This is a genomic window from Halarchaeum rubridurum (assembly GCF_014647115.1).
Lineage (GTDB): Archaea > Halobacteriota > Halobacteria > Halobacteriales > Halobacteriaceae > Halarchaeum > Halarchaeum rubridurum.
The window spans coordinates 94180-116090 of sequence record NZ_BMOO01000002.1 but is presented as its reverse complement, the minus strand read 5'-3'; the positions used below and the strand labels follow the sequence as shown (position 1 = coordinate 116090).

The window sequence follows — 21911 nt, the reverse complement described above, 5'->3', positions numbered from 1 at the left end:
TCACCGCTCCCCGACGCGCTCGCGGGCGTCGGCGAGGATGGAGCGGTCCATCACCTCGTCCGTGGGGATGCGTTCCTCCGTGAGACCGACCCGCGCGGAGAGGTCGAGCATGTAGTCGACCTCGGCTCTCCCCAAGCCGCCGTCTGGCGGCCAGACGTCGATGTCCGTGAGGAAGTCGTAGGTCCGCCGCTGGACGCGTTCACCGGGACCGCCGCCGTCGACGTACTCGTCGATTAGCGACCCGTAGTGCTCGTAGTCGTCGACGAGCCGCCTGTTAGCGCGCAGTTGGGCCGCGACGAAGTCGACGAGCTGCGGGCGTTTCTCGTCGATGACGGTCTGGGGAACCATGTATGTCTCCTGGACCCACGACGTCAGCACGTCGCCGAACGTGGCGAGGCGCGTGAGGTCGTCGCCCGCCTCGCGCATCGCCAGCCACTGCGCGTAGTGCTGGGGGGAGACGTCGATGCTGCCCTCGGCGAGCGCGGCCCGGCGTGCGCTCGAATAGCCGACGCGCTGGAAGTTCAGTTCGTCCGCGCTCTCGATGACGCCCCCCTCGCTGAGGAGCGCGATGGTCTGCACGGCGTCGAGGCCGTTCGGCGCGGACATCCCGACGACGGCGTCCTGCTCGACGATGGCTTCGAGGGAGTCGATGTCGCCGTCGGCGACGAGGACGTAGTCGGTCGAGCGAATCGGGACGGAGACGAACGTGAACTCCCGCCCGGCCGCGACGAGGTTCGCGGCGGCCGTGACTGACCCGCGCGCGACGTCCGCGTTCCCCGAGAGGACGGATTGGGCGGCGAGGTCGACGCCCTCGAAGACGTCGATGGTTGTGTCGAGGTCGTACTCCGCGGGCGCGACCCGGTCGGCCGCGTCCCACGTGTTGACGTCGACGGTCTCCGCGGGGGCCTGGAACGCGAGCCGGAGTCCCGCGGCATCGTCGCCGCCGCCCGACCCGCTACAGCCGGCGAGGCCCGCGATACCCGTGCTCCCGATAACCGCCGCCCCGGTTCGGAGGTACGCTCTGCGACGCATTCATCGGTGATATCGGCTTCGAATACAAATTACTTCTGCATTTTCTCGTCACTGAGTCTGTTCGGAGAACAAATCTCTTCAAGAGTCGGACGACATACTCACATCGAATCTAGACGCGAAACCCGGAGCGTTTTGTGGCTACGTGCGGTCGATGCGATATGGACACGCGACCACACGCCTTCCTCGAAGAGGACGGGGCCGGCTGGCGGGACGTGACGAGCGCGCTCGTCGAGGGCCACGACGCCGACGCGGTCGTTCGGACCCGCGACTCCGGGGTCGCCGCGGGCGTCGCGGAGGCGCGCTCGCTCTTCGAGCACGTCGGCCTCGCCGTCGAGGCGCTCGTCGACGACGGGGACGCAATCGCGGCCGGCGACGACCTCCTGCGGGTATCGGGCGACGCCCGCGCGCTCCTCGAAGCCGAACGCCTCGCGCTCAACTTCCTCGGGAGCATGGGCGGGATCGCCAGCGCGACCCGGACCTGCGTCGACCGGGCCGGCGAGGCGCGCGTCGCCGCGACCCGCAAGACGACGCCGGGCTTTCGCTACTTCGAGAAGAAGGCGGTCCGCGTCGGCGGCGGCGACCCGCACCGCTACAACCTCGCGGACGCCGTGCTCATCAAGGAGAACCACATCGACGTCGTCGGGCTGGAGACGGCCGTCCGCGAGGCCCGCGAGCGCGCGTCGTTCACGACGAAAATCGAGGTCGAGGCGGAGACGGAGTCCCAGGCCCGCCGCGCCGCCTCGTACGGCGCGGACGTCGTCCTGCTCGACAACATGACGCCCGCCGAGATCGCCGACTGCGTCGAGACGCTCCCCGACGACGTGCTCACGGAGGCCTCCGGCGGGATAACCCCGGAGACCGTCGCGGACTACGCGGCCGCCGGCGTCGACGTGGTCTCGATGGGCAGTCTGACGCACTCCGCGAACTGGCTCGACGTGACGCTGCTCACCGAGTAGCGCGCCTTCACCCGGTCGGCGGACCCCGCCCGGCCTCGCCGCCCGAAATCGCGTCGCCGAGCCCGTCGTCGACCGCGCGGACGACGTCGCGGTTCGCGTCGTGCTCCTCCGCACCCCGGCCGTACGTCTCCGTCTGTTCCTCGCGCACTTCGCGTTCGCCCGTGACGCGCTCGAATATCGCCGCGAGCTCTGAGGTGTATGATGACATACCACACGACAGTCCTCCGTGCGTGTATATGTACGTTCCGACCGGCTCGGTGCGTCGAGCGCCTCGTCGGCGAGCGACCTCTCGGCGCGCGTCCAACGTCCCTCGGCACTTATCGTCGCGGAGTGCTATCGTCCACCAATGAGCGTCCCGACGAGTCGACTGAACAGACCCGAGTTGGCGGTGTTCGTCTCGGGCGTCGTCAGCATGGGCCTCGAAATCCTCGCCGGGCGGATCGTCGCGCCGCAGTTCGGGAGCTCAATCTACACGTGGGGGAGCATCATCGCCGTCTTCCTCGCCGCGCTGAGCGTTGGGTACCACTACGGCGGGAAGCGGGCCGCGGAGGAGGCGACGACCGGGCGGCTCGTCCGTCTGCTGCTCGGCTCCGCGGTGTACGTCGCGATCCTCATCGTCTTCGCCGATCAGCTGTTGGCGTCGGCGGCGGCGCTCCCGCTCCCCGCGCGCTTCGCGTCCCTCCCCGCCGTCGTCCTCCTGTTCGGGCCGCCGACGTACCTGCTCGGCTTCATCAGCCCGTACGCCGCGGAGCTCACCGACCGAGAGGGGATTGGGGCGGCCTCCGGGCGCGTCTACGCCCTTGGGACCATCGGGAGCATCGTCGGGGCGTTCGGCACGACCTTCTTCCTCATCCCCGCACTCCCCGTGTCGCGGATCGCCTTCGTGCTCGGGGCGACGCTGGTCGCGACGGCCGGCGTCCTCGCGTGGCCCGCGGACCGGCGGGCGACGCTCTCGACGCTCGCCGTCGCGCTCCTCCTCGTCGCCGCGACCGCGAGTGGCGCGCTCGGCTACACCGCGCGCGGCGACGTCGTCTACGAGACGAACACGGCGTATCAGGACCTCGCGGTCGTCGACGACGGCGACACGCGGACGCTCTACCTCGACGGCCAGCGTCACAGCGCGATGGACAAGAGCAACCCGACGCGGCACGTCTTCGAGTACACCCGCTACTTCCACATGCCCTACCTGGTCGCCGAGAATCCCGACGACATCGACCGCGTGCTGTTCGTCGGCGGCGGCGGATTCACCGGCCCGAAGCGCTTCGCCGCCGAGTACGACGCGAGCGTCGACGTCGTCGAGATCGACCCCGAGGTCGTCCGCGTCGCCGAGGAGTACTTCCGCGCGGACGAGTACGACATCACCACCCACGTCGGGGGCGGCCGCCAGTACCTCCAGGAGACCGACCGGACCTACGACCTGATCGTCCTCGACGCCTACAAGAAGGACAAGGTGCCGTTCCAACTGACGACCCGGGAGTTCATGGCGCTCGCGTCCGACCGGCTCTCGCCGAACGGGATGGTCGTCGCCAACGTCATCTCCGCGCCCACCGGCCCCGCTTCGCAGTTCTACCGCGCCGAGTACCGGACGATGAACGAGGTGTTCGGGCAGGTGTACAGCTTCCCGACCACCGACACGAACGTCGTACAGAACGTCGAGCTCGTCGCCACGAAGCGGGCGACCCGCGTGACGCAGGCCGAATTGCGCGAGCGGAACGCGGCGCGCGACATCGGGATCGACCTCGGCGCCGCCGTCGACCAGTACACCGTCGACGTCCCGACGGACGACGTGCCGACGCTCCGCGACGACCGGGCACCGGTCGACGCGCTCCTCGACCCGATGGTCGGCCAGCGCTACGTCATCGAGGAGACGGGGACCGTGCGGAACGCGACGAACGCGACGAATACGGCCGACGCGACGGCGGAAACGACCGCCACCGGAGCGACGCTCGCCGCGCGCGTCGCCCGCTGACCACGCGCTCCTCGCTCAGTCGGCGTCGTACCCCTCGGCGTGGGGCGTCTCGGCCCGCCGCTGTGCGAACGTCCCCGCGGTCCGCGCCCACTTCTGCAGGCACGCGATTCCGTACCAGACGAGGAGGTCGCGGCGCCGCGCCGCGGGCGCGTCGAGCGAGTCGCGGAACCGTCCCGGGTGGACCGGGAGGACGTTCCGCGGGTCGGCCAGCGGGCGGACGTCGAAGCGCTCGCCGTGGTAGTGGCGCAGCTGCTCGCGCCCGCGGCCGATCCGGTAGTTCTGCGAGAGCACGTCCCGCAGCGTCGAGCGCGCCGGGTGGTACATCGTGACGTCCGGCTCGTAGGCGAGCGCGAAGCCGGCCCGGCGCGCCCGGCGGCCGAACTCCAGGTCCCCGTTCGACACGAGGCGCGCATCGAAGTCGCCGACCTCGTCGAGGAGACGGCGGGTGACGACGAGACAGCACGTCGGGGCGAACCCGTGTTCCTCGACGTACTGCTCGATGGGGAAGCCGCTCGCCCGCCGGTAGCGCGCGACCGTCCCGTCCTCGGCGACGAGCTCGACGCGACAGCCCACGTAGTCCCGCTCCGCCGTCGCCCGCGTCACCCCGCGGACGTAGTCGCGCTCGACCCACATGTCCGCGTCGACGAAGGCGACCACGTCGCCCTCCGCGGCCTCGATACCGGCGTTGCGCGCGGCGTAGGAGCCCTGCACGTCGTCCTCGACGACGCGGCGCACGCGCGGCTCCGTGTCCGCGAATTCCGCGGCGAGCGCCGCCGTCTCGTCCGTCGAGCCGTTGTCCGCGACGACGACCTCGTAGTCGTCCGTGTCCTGCGCGAGGAGCGACTCGACCGTCGTTGAGAGCCCGTCGGGGTCGTTGTAGACGGGGACGACGACGCTCGTCGTCACCGGCACGCGACACCTCCGCGCCGATCCGCGCGTGCCGGCGCTCGCTCGCGCGCCCTCGGCGACGTCGAGGCTGTCACGGCTCGTCCGCGTGTCGCTCCCGGTCCGTCGCTCCGGCGGTCCTGAACGTGGCGCACGGGTGGTCGCCGAGGTGGAGGGGGCGGAGGCGAATGACCGTTTCGATGGCGTCGCCGCGGCCCACCCGACGCGCGCGACCGTCGCGGCCGTGACGTCGGAGCCGAGACGTCGAGGTGTGCGGTGAACTATCGGTCGCTTCGCGGCTCGAAAAGCCAACGTGTCGCGGTCGGAGGACCGTGGAGGAGCCGATTCGAGCCCCGAGTCCGCCGGGAGCATCCGGTATTACGAACGGCACGAAAAGTATTATTGTGCCGCTCGCACGTGGGGACACGTATGCACATCCCCGACGGTTTCCTCGACCCGCGGGTCGCGGGGCTCTTCTGGCTCGGCTCCGGGGTCGCCATCGGTCTCGCGGTCCGACGCGCGCGCGGCGAACTCGGCGACGAGCGGACGCCGCTGCTCGGCGTCGTCGCCGCCGGTATCTTCGCCGCGCAGATGTTGAACTGGCCGATACCGGGCGGCACGAGCGCGCACTTCGTCGGCGGCGCGTTCGCCGGCATCCTGCTCGGTCCCTCGCTCGGCGTCCTCGCCATGACCGCCGTCGTGACGATTCAGGCGTTCGTCTTCGGCGACGGCGGCATCGTCGCGCTCGGCGCGAACCTCTTCGCCATGGCCGTCGTCGACGTCCTCGTCGGCTACGCGCTCTTTCGCGCCTGCCGCGGCGTCCACGAGACCGGCGCGGCCGCAATCGCCGGCTGGGGGGCGATCACCGTCTCCGCGCTCGTCGTCGGCCTCGGCGTCGGCTTCTCCTCCGCGTTCGCCTACGCCGTCGGGACCACGGTACCCATCATGGTCGTCGGCCACGCCCTCCTCGGCCTCGTCGAGGGCGCGATAACCGCCGCCGTCTACGGCTACGTCGCGGACGCCCGCCCCGACCTCGTCCTCGGGCGCTCGGCCGACGAGGCGGCCGCCCCGGAGGTGGGCGCGTGAGCGCGCGCGTCCTCCCGACGCGCCCGTGGGTCCGGCGCGCGCTCCTCTGTCTCCTCGTGCTCGTCCTCTTCGCGCCCGTCTTCGGGTGGGCGTCCGGTGTCGTCGGCTACGCCGAACCGCTCGAAAACGCCGCGCACGCCGCGGGTGCGTCGGGGGCCGCGAGCGCTCCGAGCGGCCTCCTCTCCGGCTACGGCGTGGCCGGCCTCGACGGCCCGGTCGGCACCCTCGCGGCCGCCGCGCTCGGGACGCTCCTCACGCTCGGCGTCGCGCTCGGCGCGGGTCGCCTGCTCGAACGGTGAGCGGCGTCCTCGCCCGCACGGTCGAGACGATCACCGGCGCGCTCCGCGCCGTCTTCGCGGCCGAGCGGATCGCCGACGCGGACGGCTTCCTCCAGCGCCGCGACCCCCGCGTCGCGCTGTGCGCGCTGGCCGCGCTCGCGCTCGGCGTCGTCCTCACGCGGACGCTCGGCGTCGCGCTCTGCTTCGCGGCCCTGACCGCCGCGCTCGCCCGTCTCTCAGCCGTCCCGCTCCGTCGCCTGTTCGCTCGCTCCGCGGTCGTCCCGCTCGTCTCCGCGCTCGTCGTCCTCCCACAGGCCGTCCTCCTGCCCGGCGACGCACTCCTCCGGGTCGCGGGGCTGGCGGTCACCGACGCCGGCGTCGCCTACGTCCTCCTCTTCACCGTCCGCGTCGGCGTCGGCGTCGCGCTCCTCTCCCTGCTCGTGTTGACGACGCCGTTCTCCGCCGTCGTCGCCGCGCTTCGCGACCTGCGCGTCCCCGTCGCGCTCGTCTGGGTCGTCGCCGTCACCTACCGCTACCTCTTCCTCTTCTTCGACGAACTCCAGCGCCTCGTGCTCGCGCGCAACAGCCGCACGACGGGCGAAACGGGCCTTCGCGGGGGGTGGCGGGACGCGCGACGAATCGCCGGGACGTTCTTCCTGCGCACGCTCGACCGGGGCGAACGCGTCGGTCGCGGGATGCGTGCGCGCGGCGGCGCGCGCCCACCCTCGCCGTACGGGCGCTCGCGCCGCCTCGACGCCGGGGACTGCGCGCTCCTCGCGCTCGCGGGCGTCGCCGTCGTCGCGTCGGGGGTGATGCGGTGGAGCCCGTAATCGACGCACGCGGGCTGACCCACGCCTACCCCGACGGTACGACCGCGCTCCGCGACGTCGACGTGACGATTCGGCGCGGCGAGCGCGTCGCCGTCGTCGGCGCGAACGGCTCCGGCAAGAGCACGCTCCAGCTCGCGCTCGGCGGTCTCGTCGCCCCGAGCGCGGGCGAGGTGACGTACTTCGGCGAGACGACCGACGCCGAGGCCGTCCGCGAGCGCCTCGGCGTCCTCCTCCAGGACCCCGACGACTACCTGTTCAACACGACCGTCCGCGAGGACATCGAGTACGGCCCGGCGCAACTCGGCCTCCCGCGCGAGCGTGCGGAGCGACGCGTCGCGGCGCTCGCCGACGAACTCGGGCTCACCGACCTGCTCGAACGGCCGCCGTTTCGCCTCTCCGGCGGCGAGAAACAGCGCGCGGCGGTGGCGAGCGTCCTCGCCTTCGACCCGGACGTCCTCCTCCTCGACGAACCCTTCGGGGCGGTCGACGCGCACTACCGGGCGCGCATCCGCGACCTCGTGACGGCCCACGACGGCACCGTCGTCCTCTTCACGCCGTCGCTCGACGCCGTCCCCGAAATCGCGGAGCGCGTGGTCGTCGTCGACCGCGACGGCACGCTCGCCGCCGACGCGCCCGCCCGCGACGTCCTCACCGACCGCGACCTCCTGAGCGACGTCGGGCTCCGACCGCCGACGACCGTCCGGTTGTTCGCGGGGCTCGTCGACGACGACGCGATACCGCTCACCGTCGCGGCGGCGCGCGACCTGCTCGACGACGCGCGCTCCGCTCTCGACCCTCAGCGCCGCCGGTAGCTCCGAACGAGCGCGTACGCCACCCCGACCGCGGCACCGAGGGAGAGGACGCCGGGGCCGGCCGAGAGCGAGATTTCGTCCGCGGTGGCCGTGTACGTGAACAGGTGGGTGAGCGTCCCGGGCGTCCCGACCGTCAGCGACGCGACACCGAGGGCGTCAAGGGCGAGCGGACCGACGACCGCGGTGCAGAGGAGGAGCGCGACGGCCGCGACGGCGGCCCCCGCGAGGGCGTCCCAGACGGCCGCGGTCACGGAGAGCCGCCGCGGCCGGTCTCGCTCCCGGCCGACGATTCGGACGCCGTCGGCGTGGTCGACGAGTCGGACGGTCGCGGGGAAGCCGAGGAGCGTGAGCGCCATCCAGACGTCCGCGACCGCGCCGGCGGCGTTCGCGGCGAGCGGGACGACGAGCCACCCCCAGTCGAGGGCGAGCATCGCCGGCACGCCGACGGCCGTCAGGACGACGAGCGGCGTCAGGAGCACGACGACGAACTGGTCGCGCGTGAACTCGTGGTCGGTCGTCGCGTACGCGTACGGGAGGACGAAGTGGGCGACGCCGACGCCGTATCTCGGCTCGCCGCCGTAGTACCGGATGGCGAGCCCGTGGAGCCACTCGTGGGGGACGACGAAGACGACGCCGAGACAGAGGACGACGAGGACGTCGAGCGCGCTCGTCCACCACCCGACCCCGGGGGCGAAGCGGAGCGACACCGGGTGGCTCGTGACGGACTGGTAGAGGGCGCTCAGCCCCGCGGCGGCGACGAACAACCCGAGCGTGCCGAGACACGCCATCTGGACCGCGAGCGCGCGTGTCAGTTCGAGGTCCCCGAGGACCGCCTCGTCGGCGTGTGCCGGCGTCTCCATGGGCGTGCGTCCACCGGCGCGCGTATATAGATGGGCGGCCGCGTCGGCAAGAGGTATTAAGCCCGGACGGCTGCTACCCGTGGGTATGACGACGCCGACTCCCGGGGGAGGGGGCGACGGCGGCGAGTACGCCGCTCGCGCGCTCGACTCGCTCTCGACCGGGATAACCATCGTCGACGCCGACGGGACGACCGTCGTCGCCAACGGGGCGTGGCGGACGTTCCTCGACGAGACGGACATCGACCCGGCGGTCACGCGGTCCGCGGCGAACTACGTCCGGACGCTCCGGGCCGACGCCGTGTCACTCGACGACGTCGCCGACCCGACGACCCCGCTCGACCTCACGCTGACGCTCCCGTACCAGGAGAGCGCCGACGCGCGCTCGCACCGGCTCCGACTCTCGCCGTTCGTCTACGACGGCGAGGTGTTCGCCAGCCTGAGCGTCGCGGAGGAGGCGCGTGACCGACTGCCGGCGACGCCGCTCAAGACCGGGGCGGTCGACGCCGCGCCCGTCGGGATAACGATTTCCGACTACACCCGCCCGGACAACCCCCTCATCTACGCGAACGCCGCCTTCGAGCGCATCACCGGCTACGACGTCCTGGAGACGCTCGGGCGGAACTGTCGGTTCCTCCAGTCCGACGCCACGGACGAGGCCGCGGTGCGCGAGTTCCGCGACGCGATGGCCGCGAACGAGTCGGCGACGGTCGAACTCCGCAACGAGCGCGCGGACGGCGAGGCGTTCTGGAACGCCGTGACGATTGCCCCCCCTCCGTGACGCGAACGGCGCGGTCACGAACTGGGTCGGCTTCCAGCAGGACGTCACCGCCCGCAAGCGCGCCGAGGAGGCGCTCAGCACCGAGCGCGACCAGTACGAGCTCCTGAACCAGATCATCCGACACGACATCCGCAACGACATGGCGGTGATTCGCGGATGGGGCGACCAGTTGCGCGCGGACCTCGACGACGACCAGCGCGAGACGCTGCGGCGCGTGATGGACGCCGCCGTCCACACCCAGGAGCTCACCGAGGAGGTGCGCGACCTCACCGAGATTCTCGGGAGCGACGACCCGGCGCTCGAACCCATCGACCTCGGGGCGGTGCTCACGCGCGAGATCGAGCAGGTGCGCTCGACGTTCGAGTATCAGGCGGACACGCTGAGCGTCGACGGGCCGGGCGACCTGCCCGCGGACCTCGCGGTGCGCGGGACGCCGCTGCTCTCCTCCGTCTTCACGAACCTCCTCGACAACGCCGTCCTCCACAGCGACGGCGGCGCGGTCCACATCGACGTCTCCGTCGCGGTCGGCGCGGAGACGTGTACGGTCCGCATCGCGGACAACGGGCCGGGCATCCCGGACGCGCAAAAGCGCGCGGTCTTCGACCACGGCGAACAGGGCGAGCGGAGTTCGGGCACCGGGCTCGGGCTCTACCTCGTGGACGAACTCGTCACGCAGTTCGGCGGGCGCGTGTGGGTCGAGGACAACGACCCGCGCGGGACGGTCGTCTGCGTCGACCTCCAGCGAGTCCGATGACCACCGTCACGCCAGCGGCCGTGCGTGGACGTCGACGCCCGCACGGCCACCGACGCCGCCGCGGCCGCGGGATGCGGGGTGGCCGATGTCGCTGACGCGGTTCCTCGACCGTGTCCCGGACCGGGACCGGTCGCTCGTCGTCGCCAACCGGACGGGGCCGGCCGTCCTCCAGCGGATGTTGGAGACCGCGTTCGCGGAGCAGCCGGTCGACGTCGAGGAGACGGACGTACCGGACGTGGACGACGACGTCGTGTTGCTCGTGGAGGGCGACGAGGTGGTGGCGACGTCGCCCTTCTCGGCGCTCCAGGAGACGCTCCTGTTCGTCAACTCCGACCTCTATCGGACGGGGACGCAGGGAATCGAGACGCTGGACCTCCCGGACGTGTTGACGGGACTCGACGGCGTTCGCTTCTCGCTGCGCTCGTACCCGCAGTCGGACACCGAGAAACTGCTGTTGATAGTCATCTCGCGGTACATCGAGCGCGTCTCGTGGCAGGCGGACGGCGGGCGTCACCGGGCCTCCTTCCAGTCGCTCTCGCGCATCCGGGACGAGCGGGGGACGCGGGAGGTGTACGGGACGCTCGGCGACACCGGGACGGACGTCCACGTCTACGGGGTCCCGAACTGGGTGCCGCCGGCGTCCCTCGGCGTCACGATCCACGGCGGCTACACGGAGGACTTCACGGACTCGTGGTTCGTGCTCTTCCGGCCCGACGAGGACGCGCGGGCGGTCGGGGACGGTGGCGAGAACGGGGCCGGGACCGGTCCGGCGTCGAACACCCGAGCCGGGTCGTCGGTCGACCCCGTCGCGCTGCTCGCCATCGAGCAGGAGCGCGGCCTCTGGGACGGCTTCTGGACGTTCGACCCCGACCTCGTCGACGACATCGCGTCGTACATCGCCACGCGACTGTAGCCCACGCGCGTGGCAATTATTGCCTCCTTCGGGTATACTTGATACCACATGGCATAGATAGCCCGACGTATGCCGAGTGACGCGGAGGGCGACGAGACGCCGGTCAGATTGGTGCTGTACGTCCGCCGGCCGGTCGCCGGCGAGCGCACCGTGGCCATCGACCGCCTCAGCGCGCTCGCGGCCGCCGGCGCGATCGACGAGTTCGAAATCGAGACCGTCCGCCGCGAAGTGATGCTCTCCGAGGCCGGCGACGACGACACCGCGGCCCTCCGGGCGCTCGCCACGTGGTCGGCCGGCGACGTCCGCTCGACCCTCGCCGTCGAGACCCGTGCCTCGCGGTTGGGGCGGAGCGTCCGCACGCTCGTGCTCCCGGAACTCACGCTCGCGGTGTACGAGGGCGACGACCTCGCGTGGGTGTTCCCCTGCACGGACGGGACGCGGACGTGGACCGTCTCGGACTGCTTCGACGGCTACGAGACGACCGGCGCGGTCCCCGAGGAAATCGCTTAGGCGCGCCCGCTCGCCGCCGTCGTCGCGCGCAGTCGCTCGGCGAGCGCGTCGTCGAGCGCCGCGGGGTCGAAACGCCAGCGCCAGTTGCCGGCCGTCGTCCCCGGCGTGTTCAGTCGCGCCTCGCTGCCCGCCCCGAGGAGGTCGGGCACGGTCGTCACCGCGAGCACCGCCTCGGACTCCCAGACGCCGTCGACGACGTCCCACGCGACGCCGTCGCCGCTGACGCCGAGCGCGTACTCCATGCAGGCGCGCTGGGTGTCGTCGAGTCCGTCGTAGTAGCCGGTGATCGTGTCGGTGTCGTGCGTCGACGTGTAGGCGACGCAGTCGCGGGGGTAATCGTGGGGTTTGTGGCGGTGGTGGTCGGCGCACCAGTCGGCGTACTGCGCGACGCGCATCCCCGGGAAGCCAAAGCGCTCGCGCAGCGACTCCAGTTCGGCGTCGAGGAAGCCGAGGTCCTCCACGACGAACGGGAGGCCGCCGACCGCGTCCCGAACCGTCTCGAAGAAGTCGACGCCGGGGCCCACACGCCACTCGCCCGCCGCGGGGTCCTCGGCGTCCGCGGGAATCGCCCAGAACGACTCGAAGGCCTTGAAGTGGTCGAGGCGCGCGACGTCGACGCGTTCGAGCAGGCGACCCAGGCGTGCGCGCCACCAGCCGTAGTCGTCGGCGGCGAGCGCGTCCCAGTCGTAGACCGGCATCCCCCAGCGTTGGCCGTCGTCACCGGGGTTCGGCGGGACGCCCGCGACCGCGCTCGGGCGGCCGTCCGCGAGCGCGAACGCCTCGGGGTTCGCCCAGACGTCCGCGGAGTCGAGCGCGGGGTACATCGGCACGTCGCCGAGGAGCGTCACGCCGCGGTCGTCCGCGGCGGCGCGGAGCGCGCGCCACTGCTCGTCGAAGCGCCACTGAACGAAGGCGTGATAGCGGACCGCCTCGGCGTGCTCGTCGCGGGCCCGCGCGAGGGCGTCGGGGTCGCGCTCGCGGAGGCCGGTCGGCCACGCGGTCCACGGCGCGCCGTCGTGTTCGGCCTTGAGCGCCGCGAAGAGCGCGTAGTCGGCGAGCCAGTCCGATTCGCGCTCGCGGAACGCGTCGAACCCCGGCGACCCCGCCTCGTCGAAGCGCTCGAACGCCCGTCGAAGGCGCTCGCGTTTGTACGGCGCGACGACGTCGTAGGCGACCGTCGCGTCGTCGCAGCCCTCGGGCGGTTCGACCTCCGCTGTGGTGAGCCAGCCGCGCTCGTGGAGCGCGTCGAGGTCGAGGAGCAGGGGGTTGCCGGCGAACGCCGAGGGCGAACTGTACGGCGAGTGGCCGTGCGCGCCCGACGTCGGCCCGACGGGGCAGAACTGCCAGACGGACTGGTCGGCCCGCTCCAGGAAGGCGAGGAAGTCGCGCGCACCGGCCCCGAGGTCGCCGATTCCGTGTCGTCCCGGGAGCGAGGTGACGTGACAGAACACGCCGCTCGCCCGCTCGAAATCCATGCGAACGTTTTTGCGGCCCCCCCGCATCAACGTTACCGACCGTGACGAAACGAGAGCCGAGGGGCGAGCCGCCGTGGCGCTGACGGTCGCGATGCTCGGGTGGGGGTTCCCGCCGCGCGTCACCGGCGGACTCGACACCGTCGTCGGGGAGTTGTACGGGGAGTTCGCGGCGCGCGACGATGTCGACGTCGAACTCGTCCTCCCCGCGGAGTACGCCCCGGACGACGACCCGCACGTCCACGGCGTCCCGACGGGCGACGGCGACATCATCACCCGTATCGGCCGCCTCTCGGCGGCGTTCGTCGACGTCGCGGCCGACGCGGACGTCGTCCACACGCACGACTGGTTCGGCTACAGCCCGGGCGCGCGCGCCAGCGCGGCCCACGACGTCCCGTGGATGACGACGTTCCACTCGCTCTCCGCGGACCGGAACCTGAACCCGCCGACCCGCGAGGTCCGCACGGAACAGCGGATCGCCGACACGGCCGACCGACTCGTGGCCGTGAGCGAACTGACCGCGCGGCGGCTCGTCGAGCGCTACGGCGGCGACCCCGCGGTCGTCCACAACGGCTTCAAGCGCGTCCACCCGACGGGCCGCGACGTGACGGCCGAACTCGGTATCGACGGCGAGATGCTCTTCTTCGTCGGCCGCCACACCCACCAGAAGGGAATCGCGTACCTCCTCTACGCGACCGCGAAACTCCGACGACCCGACCTGACGCTCGTCGTCGGCGGGAGCGGCCACCTCACCGCCCAGCTCGAACGGTTCGCCGAACTGCTCGGCATCAAGGACCGCGTCGAGTTCGTCGGCTACGTCCCCGACGAGGAGCTCGCGGACTACTACGCGAGCGCGGACCTGTTCGTCTCGGCGTCGCTCGCGGAGCCGTTCGGGATGACGGTCGTCGAGGCGCTCTCCGTCGGGACGCGGGTCGTGACGACGGAGTGCGGGGCGGCGGAGCTCCTGCCGGACGACTGCCTCGTCGTCGTCGAACCGGAGTCCGACTCCATCGCGGACGGCGTGGACCGCGCGCTGGCGATGACGGGCGAGCCGACGTACGAGAACCGTCCGTGGACGGCGGTCGCGGACGAGTACGCCGCCCTCTACCGCGACCTCGTCTAGTCGCGCGCGCCGAGGACGCGCACGTCGTGGACGGGTTCGGGGTGGACGACGCGGAACCCCGTCGGCGTCGAGGTGACGCCGAGCACGCGCGTGTCCGACTCCGGGCCGTGCGGGTCGGTGGTGTCCCCGTCGCCCCCGTCGGCGTCCGCGCCGCCCCCGCCGTAGGCGCTCGTTTCGCTCCCGCCACCGTAGGCGCTTTCTCCGCGTCCGGACGCGTCGCTCCGTCCGTCGCCCGTGTCGCCACCGCCGCCGTACGCCGTCGGCTCCGCCCCCGCGTCGCGCCCGCCGTCGTACGGGCTGGCGACGGACGGCGACTCGCTCCGGGGCGCGTCCGCGAAGTCCTCCGGCGGGAGATAGATGCGCTCGCCCGACGCGGAGACGACGATGACGGCCGCGTCGCGCGTCCCCGTGACGGTTACGGTCGTCCGGTCGTCCGCGACCGCGACGTCGATGGCCGTCTCCCCGCTCTCGTCTGCCATACGATACCACGGGCGGCCGCGGGCTAAGGCGTTGCGGTGGTCGCGGGGCCGAATCGACACCTCCCTTCAAAAGGGTCGGCGTCGTACGCACGACCCAGCGATGCATCATCCGGGCCCTCCGCGGTTCGTGTCCGTCGGCGACCGCGTGGAACTGGCGCCGCGCGACCCCGACCCCGCGGCGACGTACGCGTGGCGGGTCGAGCGCGCGCCGCCGGGGGCCGAGGCGACCGTCGACGACCGGCCGGTCCAATGGTTCCGCCCGGACGTCCCGGGGCGATACGTGCTAGCACTCAGCGCACCAGACGGCGTCCACCGACAGACCGTCCGCTGCTTCGACGCCGGGTCGAGTGGTGACGGCGAGCGCGACCGCGACGCCGGCGCGAGCGGCGGCGTCCTCGACGTCGCGGGCGACGACGGGGGAACGAGCGGCTACGGGCACGACGCGGCCGGCGCGAGCGGCGGTGGCGAGCACGGCGACGGCCACGGCCGGCCCCGCATCCGTCTCGACGGGCGCGTCACGGACGACGCCGTCGTCATCGAGGCGGACGCGCGCCCGCACCCGGGGGACGACGCGCCGCCGTCGTCGCTCGACGTCACCTTCGCGTTCGACGACCGCGACGACCTCCGGGCGGCCGACACGAGCGTCGCGGGCCACCGGCTCCGCGTCCCGCGCGAGCGTCTCCCGGAGCGCGCGCGCATCCACGCGGTCGCGGTCTCCCCGGAGAGGTACAGCGTCCCGGACGCGGTCGAAATCGTGCGTGACGGCGCGGGCGGCGTCGCGGTCCGCCGGCCGTACGACCCGCCCGCGTGGGCGACCGACGCGGTCTACTACGAGGTGTACCTGCGGACGTTCGCGCCGGAGGCCGAACACGGCGGGACGTTCCGCGCGCTCGCGGACCGACTCGACCACCTCGACTCGCTCGGCGTCGACGTGCTGTGGCTGACGCCGGTGCTCGCCGCAGACCACGCCCCCCACGGCTACAACATCACGGACTTCTTCTCGCTCGCCGCGGACCTCGGTGACCGCGCGGACTACCGCCGGCTCGTCGAGGCCGCGCACGAGCGGGGGATGCGCGTGCTCTTCGACCTCGTGTTGAACCACTCGGCGCGCGCCCACCCCTACTTCCGGGACGCCTACCGGAACCCCGCGAGCGACTACCGGGACTGGTACGAGTGGCAGCCCTCGGGCGAACCCGGGACGTACTTCGACTGGGAGCACATCGCCAACTTCGACTTCGAGACGCTCGACGTCCGGCGGCACCTCCTCGACGCCGTGGACGCGTGGGCGCCGCTCGTCGACGGCTTCCGCTGCGACATGGCGTGGGCGGTCCCGGACGGCTTCTGGCGCGAGGTCCACGACCGCGTGAAGGCCCGGGACGCCGACTTCCTCCTGCTCGACGAGACCATCCCGTACATCCCGGAGTTCCAGGCGGGGCTCTTCGACGTCCACTTCGACTCGACGACGTACGCGGCGCTGCGGAGCGTCGGCACCGGGTGGGCCCCCGCGGAGGCGCTCCTCGACGCCGTCGCCGAGCGCGCGGACGTCGGCTTCCCCGACCACGCGCGCTTCCTCCTCTACGCGGAGAACCACGACGAGACGCGCTACCTGGTCGAGTGCGGCCGCCCGGCGGCGCTCGCGGCCGCGGGCGCGCTCTGCACGCTCCCGGGCGCGCCGCTCGTCTACGCCGGCCAGGAGCTCGGCCAGCTCGGCCGCCGGGACGCCCTCGTCTGGGCGGCCGCGGACGACGCGCTCGCCGACCACTACCGGCGGCTCCTCGCCCTCCGGCGGGCGATGCCGGCGCTCGCGGCCGACGCGGCCCTCGAACGGATCGACTACGCGGTGCGCGAGGGCGAGCCGGAGCGCGTCGTCGCCTACGGCCGGGTGAACCGAGATGGGGACGGAGACGGGGCCGGGGCCGGGGACGGGAGTTCCGGTCCGTCCGGCGACGACCCGGGCGATGCGAGCGCGGCCGTCGTCGTCTGCAACTTCGCGGAGGGGTCGGCGACGGTCGACCTCGGCGTCTCGGCGGGAACGCGCGACGCCGCGACGGGCGAGTCGGTGGCGGCCGACGGCGGCGTCCGCGTCGACTCGGTCGCGGTCCTCCCGGCGCCACCGGCCGCGTTCGACGACGGGGCCTGACGCCCCACCGAACGGGAGAACTATTTAGGTCGGACGCGTGGGTGATAGTCACATGCGGTTGACAACGGCGCTGAACGAGTACAAGCGCCACCACGACGGGCGGTTCCCCGAGGAGGCGCGGACGACGACGGGGGCGTTCTCCGGACACGGGGACCGGCTCGTCCACGTCTCGCCGTCGGGTGCGCTCCGGGACTACTCGGAGGCGCTCTCCGGGCTCCACGGTATCGACCGCTCCCGGTTCGGAATCGAGACGGCCGACCGGACGTACTGGTTCGACGACCTCGACGTCCTGCGCCAGCACTACTACCGCGGGACGCGACTCGTCGAGACGGAGTTCGACGCGGACGGATTCACCGTCCACCAGTTCGACCTCACGCTCGGCCGGGCGCACGTCACGCACGTCGAACTCCGCGGCGTCGTGCCCGCCGAGAGCCGCCTCGTCGCCTTCCTGACCGCGGCTCCCGAGGGCCGCGAGGGCCGCGTCGGCGCGCTCGTCCACGAGGCGGGCGGCCCCGACGACTCGCAGGCGCTCGAAGTGTTCCACCGGCGCGAACACGACTACGTGACGGCCTCGACGGGGCTCCAGGACGTCCGCGGGCAGCGCCCGGAGCGCTTCGCGGAGATACTCGACGACGCGCCCGTCTCCTTCCCCCGGGGCGGCGTCGAGCCGTACGACGAGACGCGTTTGAGCGGCAGCTTCGTCGTCACCGCGCCCTTCGAGCGCGAGGGCCGGGGCGTCCGGACGACGCTCGTCACGCAGCTTTCCGACCACGACGACATCGACCGGGAGACGGCGCTCGCGGACCTGCGGGCGTGCGCGACGAACCACGAGAGCGCGTCGAGCCTCCGCGAGGCCGCGCTCGCCCGGACGCCGATCACGGTCCCCGAACACGTCCCGCGCGCGGCGTCGGTGCGCGCGGACCTGCGCGTCGTCGACCTCCTCGAAGGGCCCTCGGGCGGCCGCATCGCCGGCCCCGAGTTCGACCCCTTCTACGCGAACAGCGGCGGATACGGCTACGTCTGGTTCCGCGACGACGCGGAGGTGTCGCGTCGTCTGCTCGACGCGGGTGACCGCCTCGACATCGAGACGGGCGCGGACCCCGTCCAGTCCGCGCTCCTCTACTGCGAGACGCAACTCGACGACGGCACGTGGCCCCATCGCGTGTGGGCGACCGACGGCTCGCTCGCGCCCGGGTGGGCGAACGCGAAGGTCGAACGCAAGCGCCGCTCGCACGAGTACCAGGCCGACCAGACGGCGACCGTGGCGGCGTTCCTGGCGACGGTGCTCACCGAGCGCGGCGACGCGCTCGACGGGCCGGTGGCGGCGGCGATCCGCGAGTCGCTCGCGGCCGCGCTCGACGCGCTCGACGCGGGGCTCGCCGACAACGGGCTGCCGGAGCGCTGTCAGAACGCGTGGGAGAACGCCGTCGGGCAGTTCGCACACACCGCGGCGACGTTCGCGGAGGCGTACGCGGCCATCGCGGCCGCGCCCGTCCCGGACGACGTGGCGGCGCGCGCCCGCGAGGGGGCGACGACGGTCCTCGACGGCCTCGACCTGCTGTGGGACCCAGAGCGCGAGCGCTACGGGATGCGACTCGTCGACGGCGACCTCGACGAGCGACTCGACGCGGCCTCCCTCGCGCTCGTCGAGGCGCACGTCGCCTGCGAGGCCGCCGCGGGCGTCGCGGTGTCCGAGCGACGGCTCGACCGGCTCGCGCGCCACGTCGACGGGGCGCTGAGCGGGCTGTTCCGCGACCCGTCGGGGAGCGACGTCGCGGGGCTGGTGCGCTACGAGGACGACCGCTGGCGGTCGGCGGACCAGTCGACGCCGAAGGTGTGGTCGGTGGCGACCGGCCTCGGCGTGGTCGCGGCGGCGCGCCTCGGCGTCCTGCTCGACGACCGCGGGCGCAACGGCGCGGGGTTCCTCGAACGCGCGGGCGGGCTCTACGAGCTGCTCGCGCCGGACGGCCCGTTCGCCACCGACGCCGGCTACCTCGCCGAGCAGGTGTACGACGACGGCGCGCCGGACAGCGCGACGCCGCTCGGCTGGTCGCACGCGCTTCGGCTGCACGCGACGGCGCTCCTCGACGACGCGGACGCGCTCCCCGCGCCGGCGACCGAGGCCGTCACGCCGCCCGAGCGCCCGCGGTGGACGACCGGCGAGAAGCACGGCCTCTGCACGACGGCGGACCACGACGCGGCCGAGCCCACCCCGGTGTGGTTCACGCTCACCGAGGGGGCGCTGACGGAGGCGCGCTTCCCGCGGATCGACGTGATGAACCTCCGGACGATGGACTTCCTCGTCCGCTGTCGGGACGACGGCTACACGGTGCGGACGCACACGCGCCGGGGCGAGGAGACGGACGCCGTGTTGCGACGGGTCGAACCCGTCGCGGACGACGCCCTCCTCTACCGGCACGTCTTCGTCGCGGACGACGTCGGCGACGCGCACGAGTGGACGCTGACCGTCGAGTACGCGGTCGACACGGACCACGACGCCGTCGTCGCGGACGTGACCTTCGAGGCGGCGGACGGTGCGGCGTACGACGTGTTCGCGGTCGCGGACCTCTCGCTCGGCGACGTCGGGGCGGACGCCCAGGGCCTCCGCGTCGGGGAGTCGGGGAGCTACAACCTCCTCGCGCGCGAACCCGCGAGCTACACGGCGGACGCGACCGACCCGCTCCTCGTCGACGAGGACGGCGAGGCGTACTCGGTGGCGCTCGCGCTGGCGACGACCGGGCGCTTCGACTGGGCGACCGTCGACGCCGCCGGCAGCGACCGGCTCGCCGACCTCTTCGACGGCGCGATCCCCGACGCGCGCTCGTCCGTCACCGACCGGAACGTCGTGCTCGTCGGGCAGGTCGGCTCGGGGGCGTCGGTCGCGGAGACGGTCGCGCTCGGGTTCGCCGAGCAGGCCAACACCGCGGCCGCGCTCGGCGAGGCGAACGGCGCGCTCGAACGCGGCTTCGAGACGGTGCGCGAGTCGTACGTCGGGACGTGGCGCTCCGCGCTCGCGGACGTGTCGCTCCCCGCGTCCGTGCGCGGCGACTACGAGCTCGAAGCGCAGTACCGCGCGGCGCTGATGTGTCTGCTCGCGGTCGAGGACAAGACGTACGCCGGCGCGTCCATCGCCTCGCCCTCCGTCCCGTGGGGGCAGGCGGTGGTCGCGGACGAGCCGAAGGGGTACGGCTACAACTTCGTCTGGTCGCGCGACCTCTATCAGGTGTTCACGGTCTTCCGCGCCGTCGGCTTCCACGACGTCGCGGTCGACCAGCTCGCCTACATCTACGAGTACCAGCAGGACGAGGCGGGGTTCATCCCGCAGAACACCTACGTGAACGGGACGACGCGCTGGGGCGGCGAGCAGATGGACAACATCTCCTTCCCGCAGGTGATGGCGTACCAGCTCCGCGAGGCCGGCTTCGGCTTCGACGACGTCCCCTACGGCTACGAGAACGTCCGGCGCTCTGCGGACTACGTCGCGCGCAACGGCCCCTCGACGGCCCAGGAGCGCTGGGAGGAGGAGTCGGGCTACTCGCCGTCCTCCATCGCCACGGAGGTCGCAGGGCTGGCGTGCGCGGCGTCGCTCGCCGACGAGGAGGGGCACGCGGCCGACGCGCTCTGCTGGCTGGCGCTCGCGGACGACTGGGCCGCGACCGTCGAGTCGTGGACCGCGACCGAGACGGGCACCGCGCGCCACCCCGAGACGCCGTACTACGTTCGCGTGACGCGCGACGGCGATCCGGACGCCGGCCACTACCGGACGCTGGCGAACGGCGGCCCGACGCTCGACGAACGCGACGTCATCGACGCCGGCTTCCTCGAACTCGTCCGCCTCGGTATCGTCCCCGCCGACGACCCGACCGTGGCGAACTCGCTCGCGGTGGTCGACCGCGCCATCCGGGTCGAAGCCGGGTCCGCGCCCGGCTTCTACCGGTACAACGGCGACGGCTACGGCGAGCGCGCGACCGGCGATCAGGGCGGGCCGTGGTCGGCAGAGCACGCCGGCAAGGGCCGCCTCTGGCCGCTCCTCACGGGCGAGCGCGGCGAGTACGAACTGCTCGCGGACGCGCTGGGCGCGGGCACCGACGTCGACCCCGCGGGCTGTCTGCGCGCGATGCAGGAGTTCGCCAACTCCGGCCGGATGCTCGCCGAGCAGGTGTGGGACCGGGAGTACGGCACGGCGTACGACTGGGCGTTCGGCGAGGGGACGGGGTCGGCGACGCCGCTCGCGTGGGCGATGGCGCAGTACGTCCGGCTGGCGCACGGTATCGACGCCGGCGAGCCAATCGAGACGCCGGCGGTCGTCGCGCGCCGCTACCGCGAGCGCGGCCGCCACGAGGAAACGGGGCCGACGCTCGACGTCACCACGCACGTGCGGGGCGACGAACTCCGCGTCTCCGGGACGACGACGGGTGCGCGCGTGGCGATACGCACGCCCGAGGACGCGGCCGTCGTCACGCCGCAGGACGGGGCGTTCGAGGCGACGGTCCGCGTCACCCACGACGGCGGGTCCGTCACCGTCGCGGCCGCGGACGACACCGAGTTGGAGACGGCGGCGACGACGGTCCGCCGGCTGCCCCTCTGAGGGCCCCGTCGGTGGCGGGACGGACCCGCGCCGGCACGCCCGGCGTTCAGAAGGTGATGACTTCGTAGTCGTCGGCGACGAGCGAGCGGATGCTCGGATGGCCGTCGTGTTCGCCCCACGTGACGAGGCCGGCGTCGTCGACGTCGTCCTCGACGCCGAACGCGCCCGCGCAGTACTCGCAGACCGAGACGTGCTCCTTCACGGAGTTGTAGAGAGCGTGGTAGTCGTGGTCCTCGTCTTCAAGTTCGGGAATCCACTCGGTGCCCGCGCCGTCGAAGATCAGTTCGAGGTCGTCCGCGTCGTTCTCCGCGAACTCCCGCGCGGCCTCCAGCCCGTTGACGAGCCGTCCGAGGTCGCTGTGCGATTCCGTGCCGGCCAGGATGACGATTGCGGCGTTCACCATCGCTTGGGGATACGGACGACGTGCGAAAAGGTCCCGTGGTAGC

Annotated in this window: 20 protein-coding genes; 13 read left to right on the top strand and 7 right to left on the bottom strand. The window is 72.7% G+C overall.

The window, feature by feature from the left end:
* Positions 1–1032, bottom strand: a complete 1032-nt coding sequence (locus IEX84_RS04085; RefSeq protein WP_188870107.1) for an ABC transporter substrate-binding protein — start codon at positions 1030–1032, stop codon at positions 1–3.
* A 158-nt stretch (positions 1033–1190) separates the two neighbouring features.
* Between IEX84_RS04085 and nadC the strand changes: the two genes are divergently transcribed.
* Positions 1191–1988: a carboxylating nicotinate-nucleotide diphosphorylase gene (gene nadC, locus IEX84_RS04080; RefSeq protein ID WP_188870105.1), complete on the top strand. Its 798-nt coding sequence runs from the start codon at positions 1191–1193 to the stop codon at positions 1986–1988.
* A 7-nt stretch (positions 1989–1995) separates the two neighbouring features.
* Here nadC and IEX84_RS04075 read toward each other — a convergent pair whose 3' ends face one another.
* The gene (locus tag IEX84_RS04075; RefSeq protein ID WP_188870103.1) at positions 1996–2196 is read right to left on the bottom strand and encodes a hypothetical protein; all 201 of its coding nucleotides are present in this window, start codon (positions 2194–2196) and stop codon (positions 1996–1998) included.
* 138 nt (positions 2197–2334) lie between these two features.
* Here IEX84_RS04075 and IEX84_RS04070 point away from each other — a divergent pair, with 138 nt between their 5' ends.
* Entirely contained in the window at positions 2335–3957 is a 1623-nt protein-coding gene (locus IEX84_RS04070; protein WP_188870101.1) for a spermidine synthase, read from the top strand.
* Positions 3958–3972: 15 nt separating this feature from the next.
* Here the strand turns inward: IEX84_RS04070 and IEX84_RS04065 are convergent, their stop codons facing one another.
* Complete coding sequence (locus tag IEX84_RS04065) at positions 3973–4863, bottom strand: glycosyltransferase (protein ID WP_188870099.1); 891 nt, start codon at positions 4861–4863, stop codon at positions 3973–3975.
* A gap of 408 nt (positions 4864–5271) precedes the next feature.
* On the opposite strand from IEX84_RS04065, the gene IEX84_RS04060 reads away from it, so the two are divergent.
* Genes IEX84_RS04060 through IEX84_RS04045 form a run of 4 tightly spaced genes read left to right on the top strand, consistent with a single transcriptional unit; the run spans position 5272 to position 7848 of the window.
* Positions 5272–5928 carry an energy-coupling factor ABC transporter permease gene (locus tag IEX84_RS04060; protein ID WP_188870097.1) on the top strand — a complete coding sequence of 219 codons (657 nt, stop codon included), beginning with the start codon at positions 5272–5274 and terminating at the stop codon, positions 5926–5928.
* A complete protein-coding gene (locus tag IEX84_RS04055; RefSeq protein WP_188870095.1) occupies positions 5925–6227 on the top strand; it encodes a PDGLE domain-containing protein in 303 nt (100 codons plus the stop codon). Before IEX84_RS04060 ends, IEX84_RS04055 begins: the two co-directional genes overlap by 4 nt.
* Positions 6224–7036: a cobalt ECF transporter T component CbiQ gene (cbiQ, locus tag IEX84_RS04050; protein WP_188870093.1), complete on the top strand. Its 813-nt coding sequence runs from the start codon at positions 6224–6226 to the stop codon at positions 7034–7036. Before IEX84_RS04055 ends, cbiQ begins: the two co-directional genes overlap by 4 nt.
* On the top strand, positions 7024–7848 hold the full coding sequence (locus IEX84_RS04045; RefSeq protein ID WP_188870092.1) for an energy-coupling factor ABC transporter ATP-binding protein: 825 nt from the start codon (positions 7024–7026) through the stop codon (positions 7846–7848). Before cbiQ ends, IEX84_RS04045 begins: the two co-directional genes overlap by 13 nt.
* Here IEX84_RS04045 and IEX84_RS04040 read toward each other — a convergent pair.
* A complete protein-coding gene (locus IEX84_RS04040; protein WP_188870091.1) occupies positions 7833–8708 on the bottom strand; it encodes a DUF3267 domain-containing protein in 876 nt (291 codons plus the stop codon). The genes IEX84_RS04045 and IEX84_RS04040 overlap by 16 nt on opposite strands.
* Positions 8709–8793: 85 nt before the next feature.
* On the opposite strand from IEX84_RS04040, the gene IEX84_RS04035 reads away from it, so the two are divergent.
* From IEX84_RS04035 to IEX84_RS04020, 4 genes are all read left to right on the top strand, one after another.
* On the top strand, positions 8794–9486 hold the full coding sequence (locus IEX84_RS04035) for a PAS domain-containing protein (RefSeq protein WP_188870089.1): 693 nt from the start codon (positions 8794–8796) through the stop codon (positions 9484–9486).
* On the top strand, positions 9470–10240 hold the full coding sequence (locus IEX84_RS04030) for a sensor histidine kinase (protein WP_188870087.1): 771 nt from the start codon (positions 9470–9472) through the stop codon (positions 10238–10240). The genes IEX84_RS04035 and IEX84_RS04030 overlap by 17 nt, the downstream gene beginning before the upstream one ends.
* 85 nt (positions 10241–10325) lie before the next feature.
* The gene (locus tag IEX84_RS04025) at positions 10326–11153 is read left to right on the top strand and encodes a histidine kinase (RefSeq protein WP_188870085.1); all 828 of its coding nucleotides are present in this window, start codon (positions 10326–10328) and stop codon (positions 11151–11153) included.
* Between the two features lie 69 nt (positions 11154–11222).
* The gene (locus IEX84_RS04020) at positions 11223–11663 is read left to right on the top strand and encodes an HTH domain-containing protein (protein ID WP_188870083.1); all 441 of its coding nucleotides are present in this window, start codon (positions 11223–11225) and stop codon (positions 11661–11663) included.
* On the opposite strand, the gene malQ is transcribed toward IEX84_RS04020, so the two are convergent.
* Entirely contained in the window at positions 11660–13165 is a 1506-nt protein-coding gene (gene malQ, locus IEX84_RS04015) for a 4-alpha-glucanotransferase (RefSeq protein ID WP_188870081.1), read from the bottom strand. The genes IEX84_RS04020 and malQ overlap by 4 nt on opposite strands.
* A 46-nt stretch (positions 13166–13211) precedes the next feature.
* Between malQ and IEX84_RS04010 the strand changes: the two genes are divergently transcribed.
* Positions 13212–14258, top strand: coding sequence for a glycosyltransferase family 4 protein (locus IEX84_RS04010; protein ID WP_188870079.1), 1047 nt, complete (start codon positions 13212–13214; stop codon positions 14256–14258).
* Here the strand turns inward: IEX84_RS04010 and IEX84_RS04005 are convergent.
* Complete coding sequence (locus IEX84_RS04005; protein ID WP_188870077.1) at positions 14255–14737, bottom strand: DUF7510 family protein; 483 nt, start codon at positions 14735–14737, stop codon at positions 14255–14257. The genes IEX84_RS04010 and IEX84_RS04005 overlap by 4 nt on opposite strands.
* Before the next feature lie 100 nt (positions 14738–14837).
* On the opposite strand from IEX84_RS04005, the gene malA reads away from it, so the two are divergent.
* Together malA and IEX84_RS03995 are read left to right on the top strand one after the other, a co-directional pair.
* Positions 14838–16877, top strand: coding sequence for an alpha-amylase MalA (malA, locus tag IEX84_RS04000; RefSeq protein ID WP_188870075.1), 2040 nt, complete (start codon positions 14838–14840; stop codon positions 16875–16877).
* Positions 16878–16929: 52 nt separating this feature from the next.
* Positions 16930–21465, top strand: coding sequence for a glycoside hydrolase family 15 protein (locus tag IEX84_RS03995; RefSeq protein ID WP_188870073.1), 4536 nt, complete (start codon positions 16930–16932; stop codon positions 21463–21465).
* Positions 21466–21511: 46 nt separating this feature from the next.
* Here IEX84_RS03995 and IEX84_RS03990 read toward each other — a convergent pair whose 3' ends face one another.
* Positions 21512–21868, bottom strand: coding sequence for a DsrE family protein (locus IEX84_RS03990; RefSeq protein ID WP_188870071.1), 357 nt, complete (start codon positions 21866–21868; stop codon positions 21512–21514).
* Positions 21869–21911: the final 43 nt, after the last annotated feature.

Excerpts from the sequence above, each read along its gene's own strand:
- malQ (WP_188870081.1), bottom strand. The coding sequence starts at position 13,165 with ATGCGGGGGGGCCGCAAAAACGTTCGCATGGATTTCGAGCGGGCGAGC.
- IEX84_RS04085 (WP_188870107.1), bottom strand. The coding sequence starts at position 1,032 with ATGCGTCGCAGAGCGTACCTCCGAACCGGGGCGGCGGTTATCGGGAGC.
- nadC (WP_188870105.1), top strand. The coding sequence starts at position 1,191 with ATGGACACGCGACCACACGCCTTCCTCGAAGAGGACGGGGCCGGCTGG.
- IEX84_RS03990 (WP_188870071.1), bottom strand. The coding sequence starts at position 21,868 with ATGGTGAACGCCGCAATCGTCATCCTGGCCGGCACGGAATCGCACAGC.
- IEX84_RS03995 (WP_188870073.1), top strand. The coding sequence starts at position 16,930 with ATGCGGTTGACAACGGCGCTGAACGAGTACAAGCGCCACCACGACGGG.
- IEX84_RS04060 (WP_188870097.1), top strand. The coding sequence starts at position 5,272 with ATGCACATCCCCGACGGTTTCCTCGACCCGCGGGTCGCGGGGCTCTTC.
- IEX84_RS04020 (WP_188870083.1), top strand. The coding sequence starts at position 11,223 with ATGCCGAGTGACGCGGAGGGCGACGAGACGCCGGTCAGATTGGTGCTG.
- IEX84_RS04025 (WP_188870085.1), top strand. The coding sequence starts at position 10,326 with ATGTCGCTGACGCGGTTCCTCGACCGTGTCCCGGACCGGGACCGGTCG.
- malA (WP_188870075.1), top strand. The coding sequence starts at position 14,838 with ATGCATCATCCGGGCCCTCCGCGGTTCGTGTCCGTCGGCGACCGCGTG.
- IEX84_RS04070 (WP_188870101.1), top strand. The coding sequence starts at position 2,335 with ATGAGCGTCCCGACGAGTCGACTGAACAGACCCGAGTTGGCGGTGTTC.
- IEX84_RS04075 (WP_188870103.1), bottom strand. The coding sequence starts at position 2,196 with ATGTCATCATACACCTCAGAGCTCGCGGCGATATTCGAGCGCGTCACG.
- IEX84_RS04040 (WP_188870091.1), bottom strand. The coding sequence starts at position 8,708 with ATGGAGACGCCGGCACACGCCGACGAGGCGGTCCTCGGGGACCTCGAA.
- IEX84_RS04005 (WP_188870077.1), bottom strand. The coding sequence starts at position 14,737 with ATGGCAGACGAGAGCGGGGAGACGGCCATCGACGTCGCGGTCGCGGAC.
- IEX84_RS04035 (WP_188870089.1), top strand. The coding sequence starts at position 8,794 with ATGACGACGCCGACTCCCGGGGGAGGGGGCGACGGCGGCGAGTACGCC.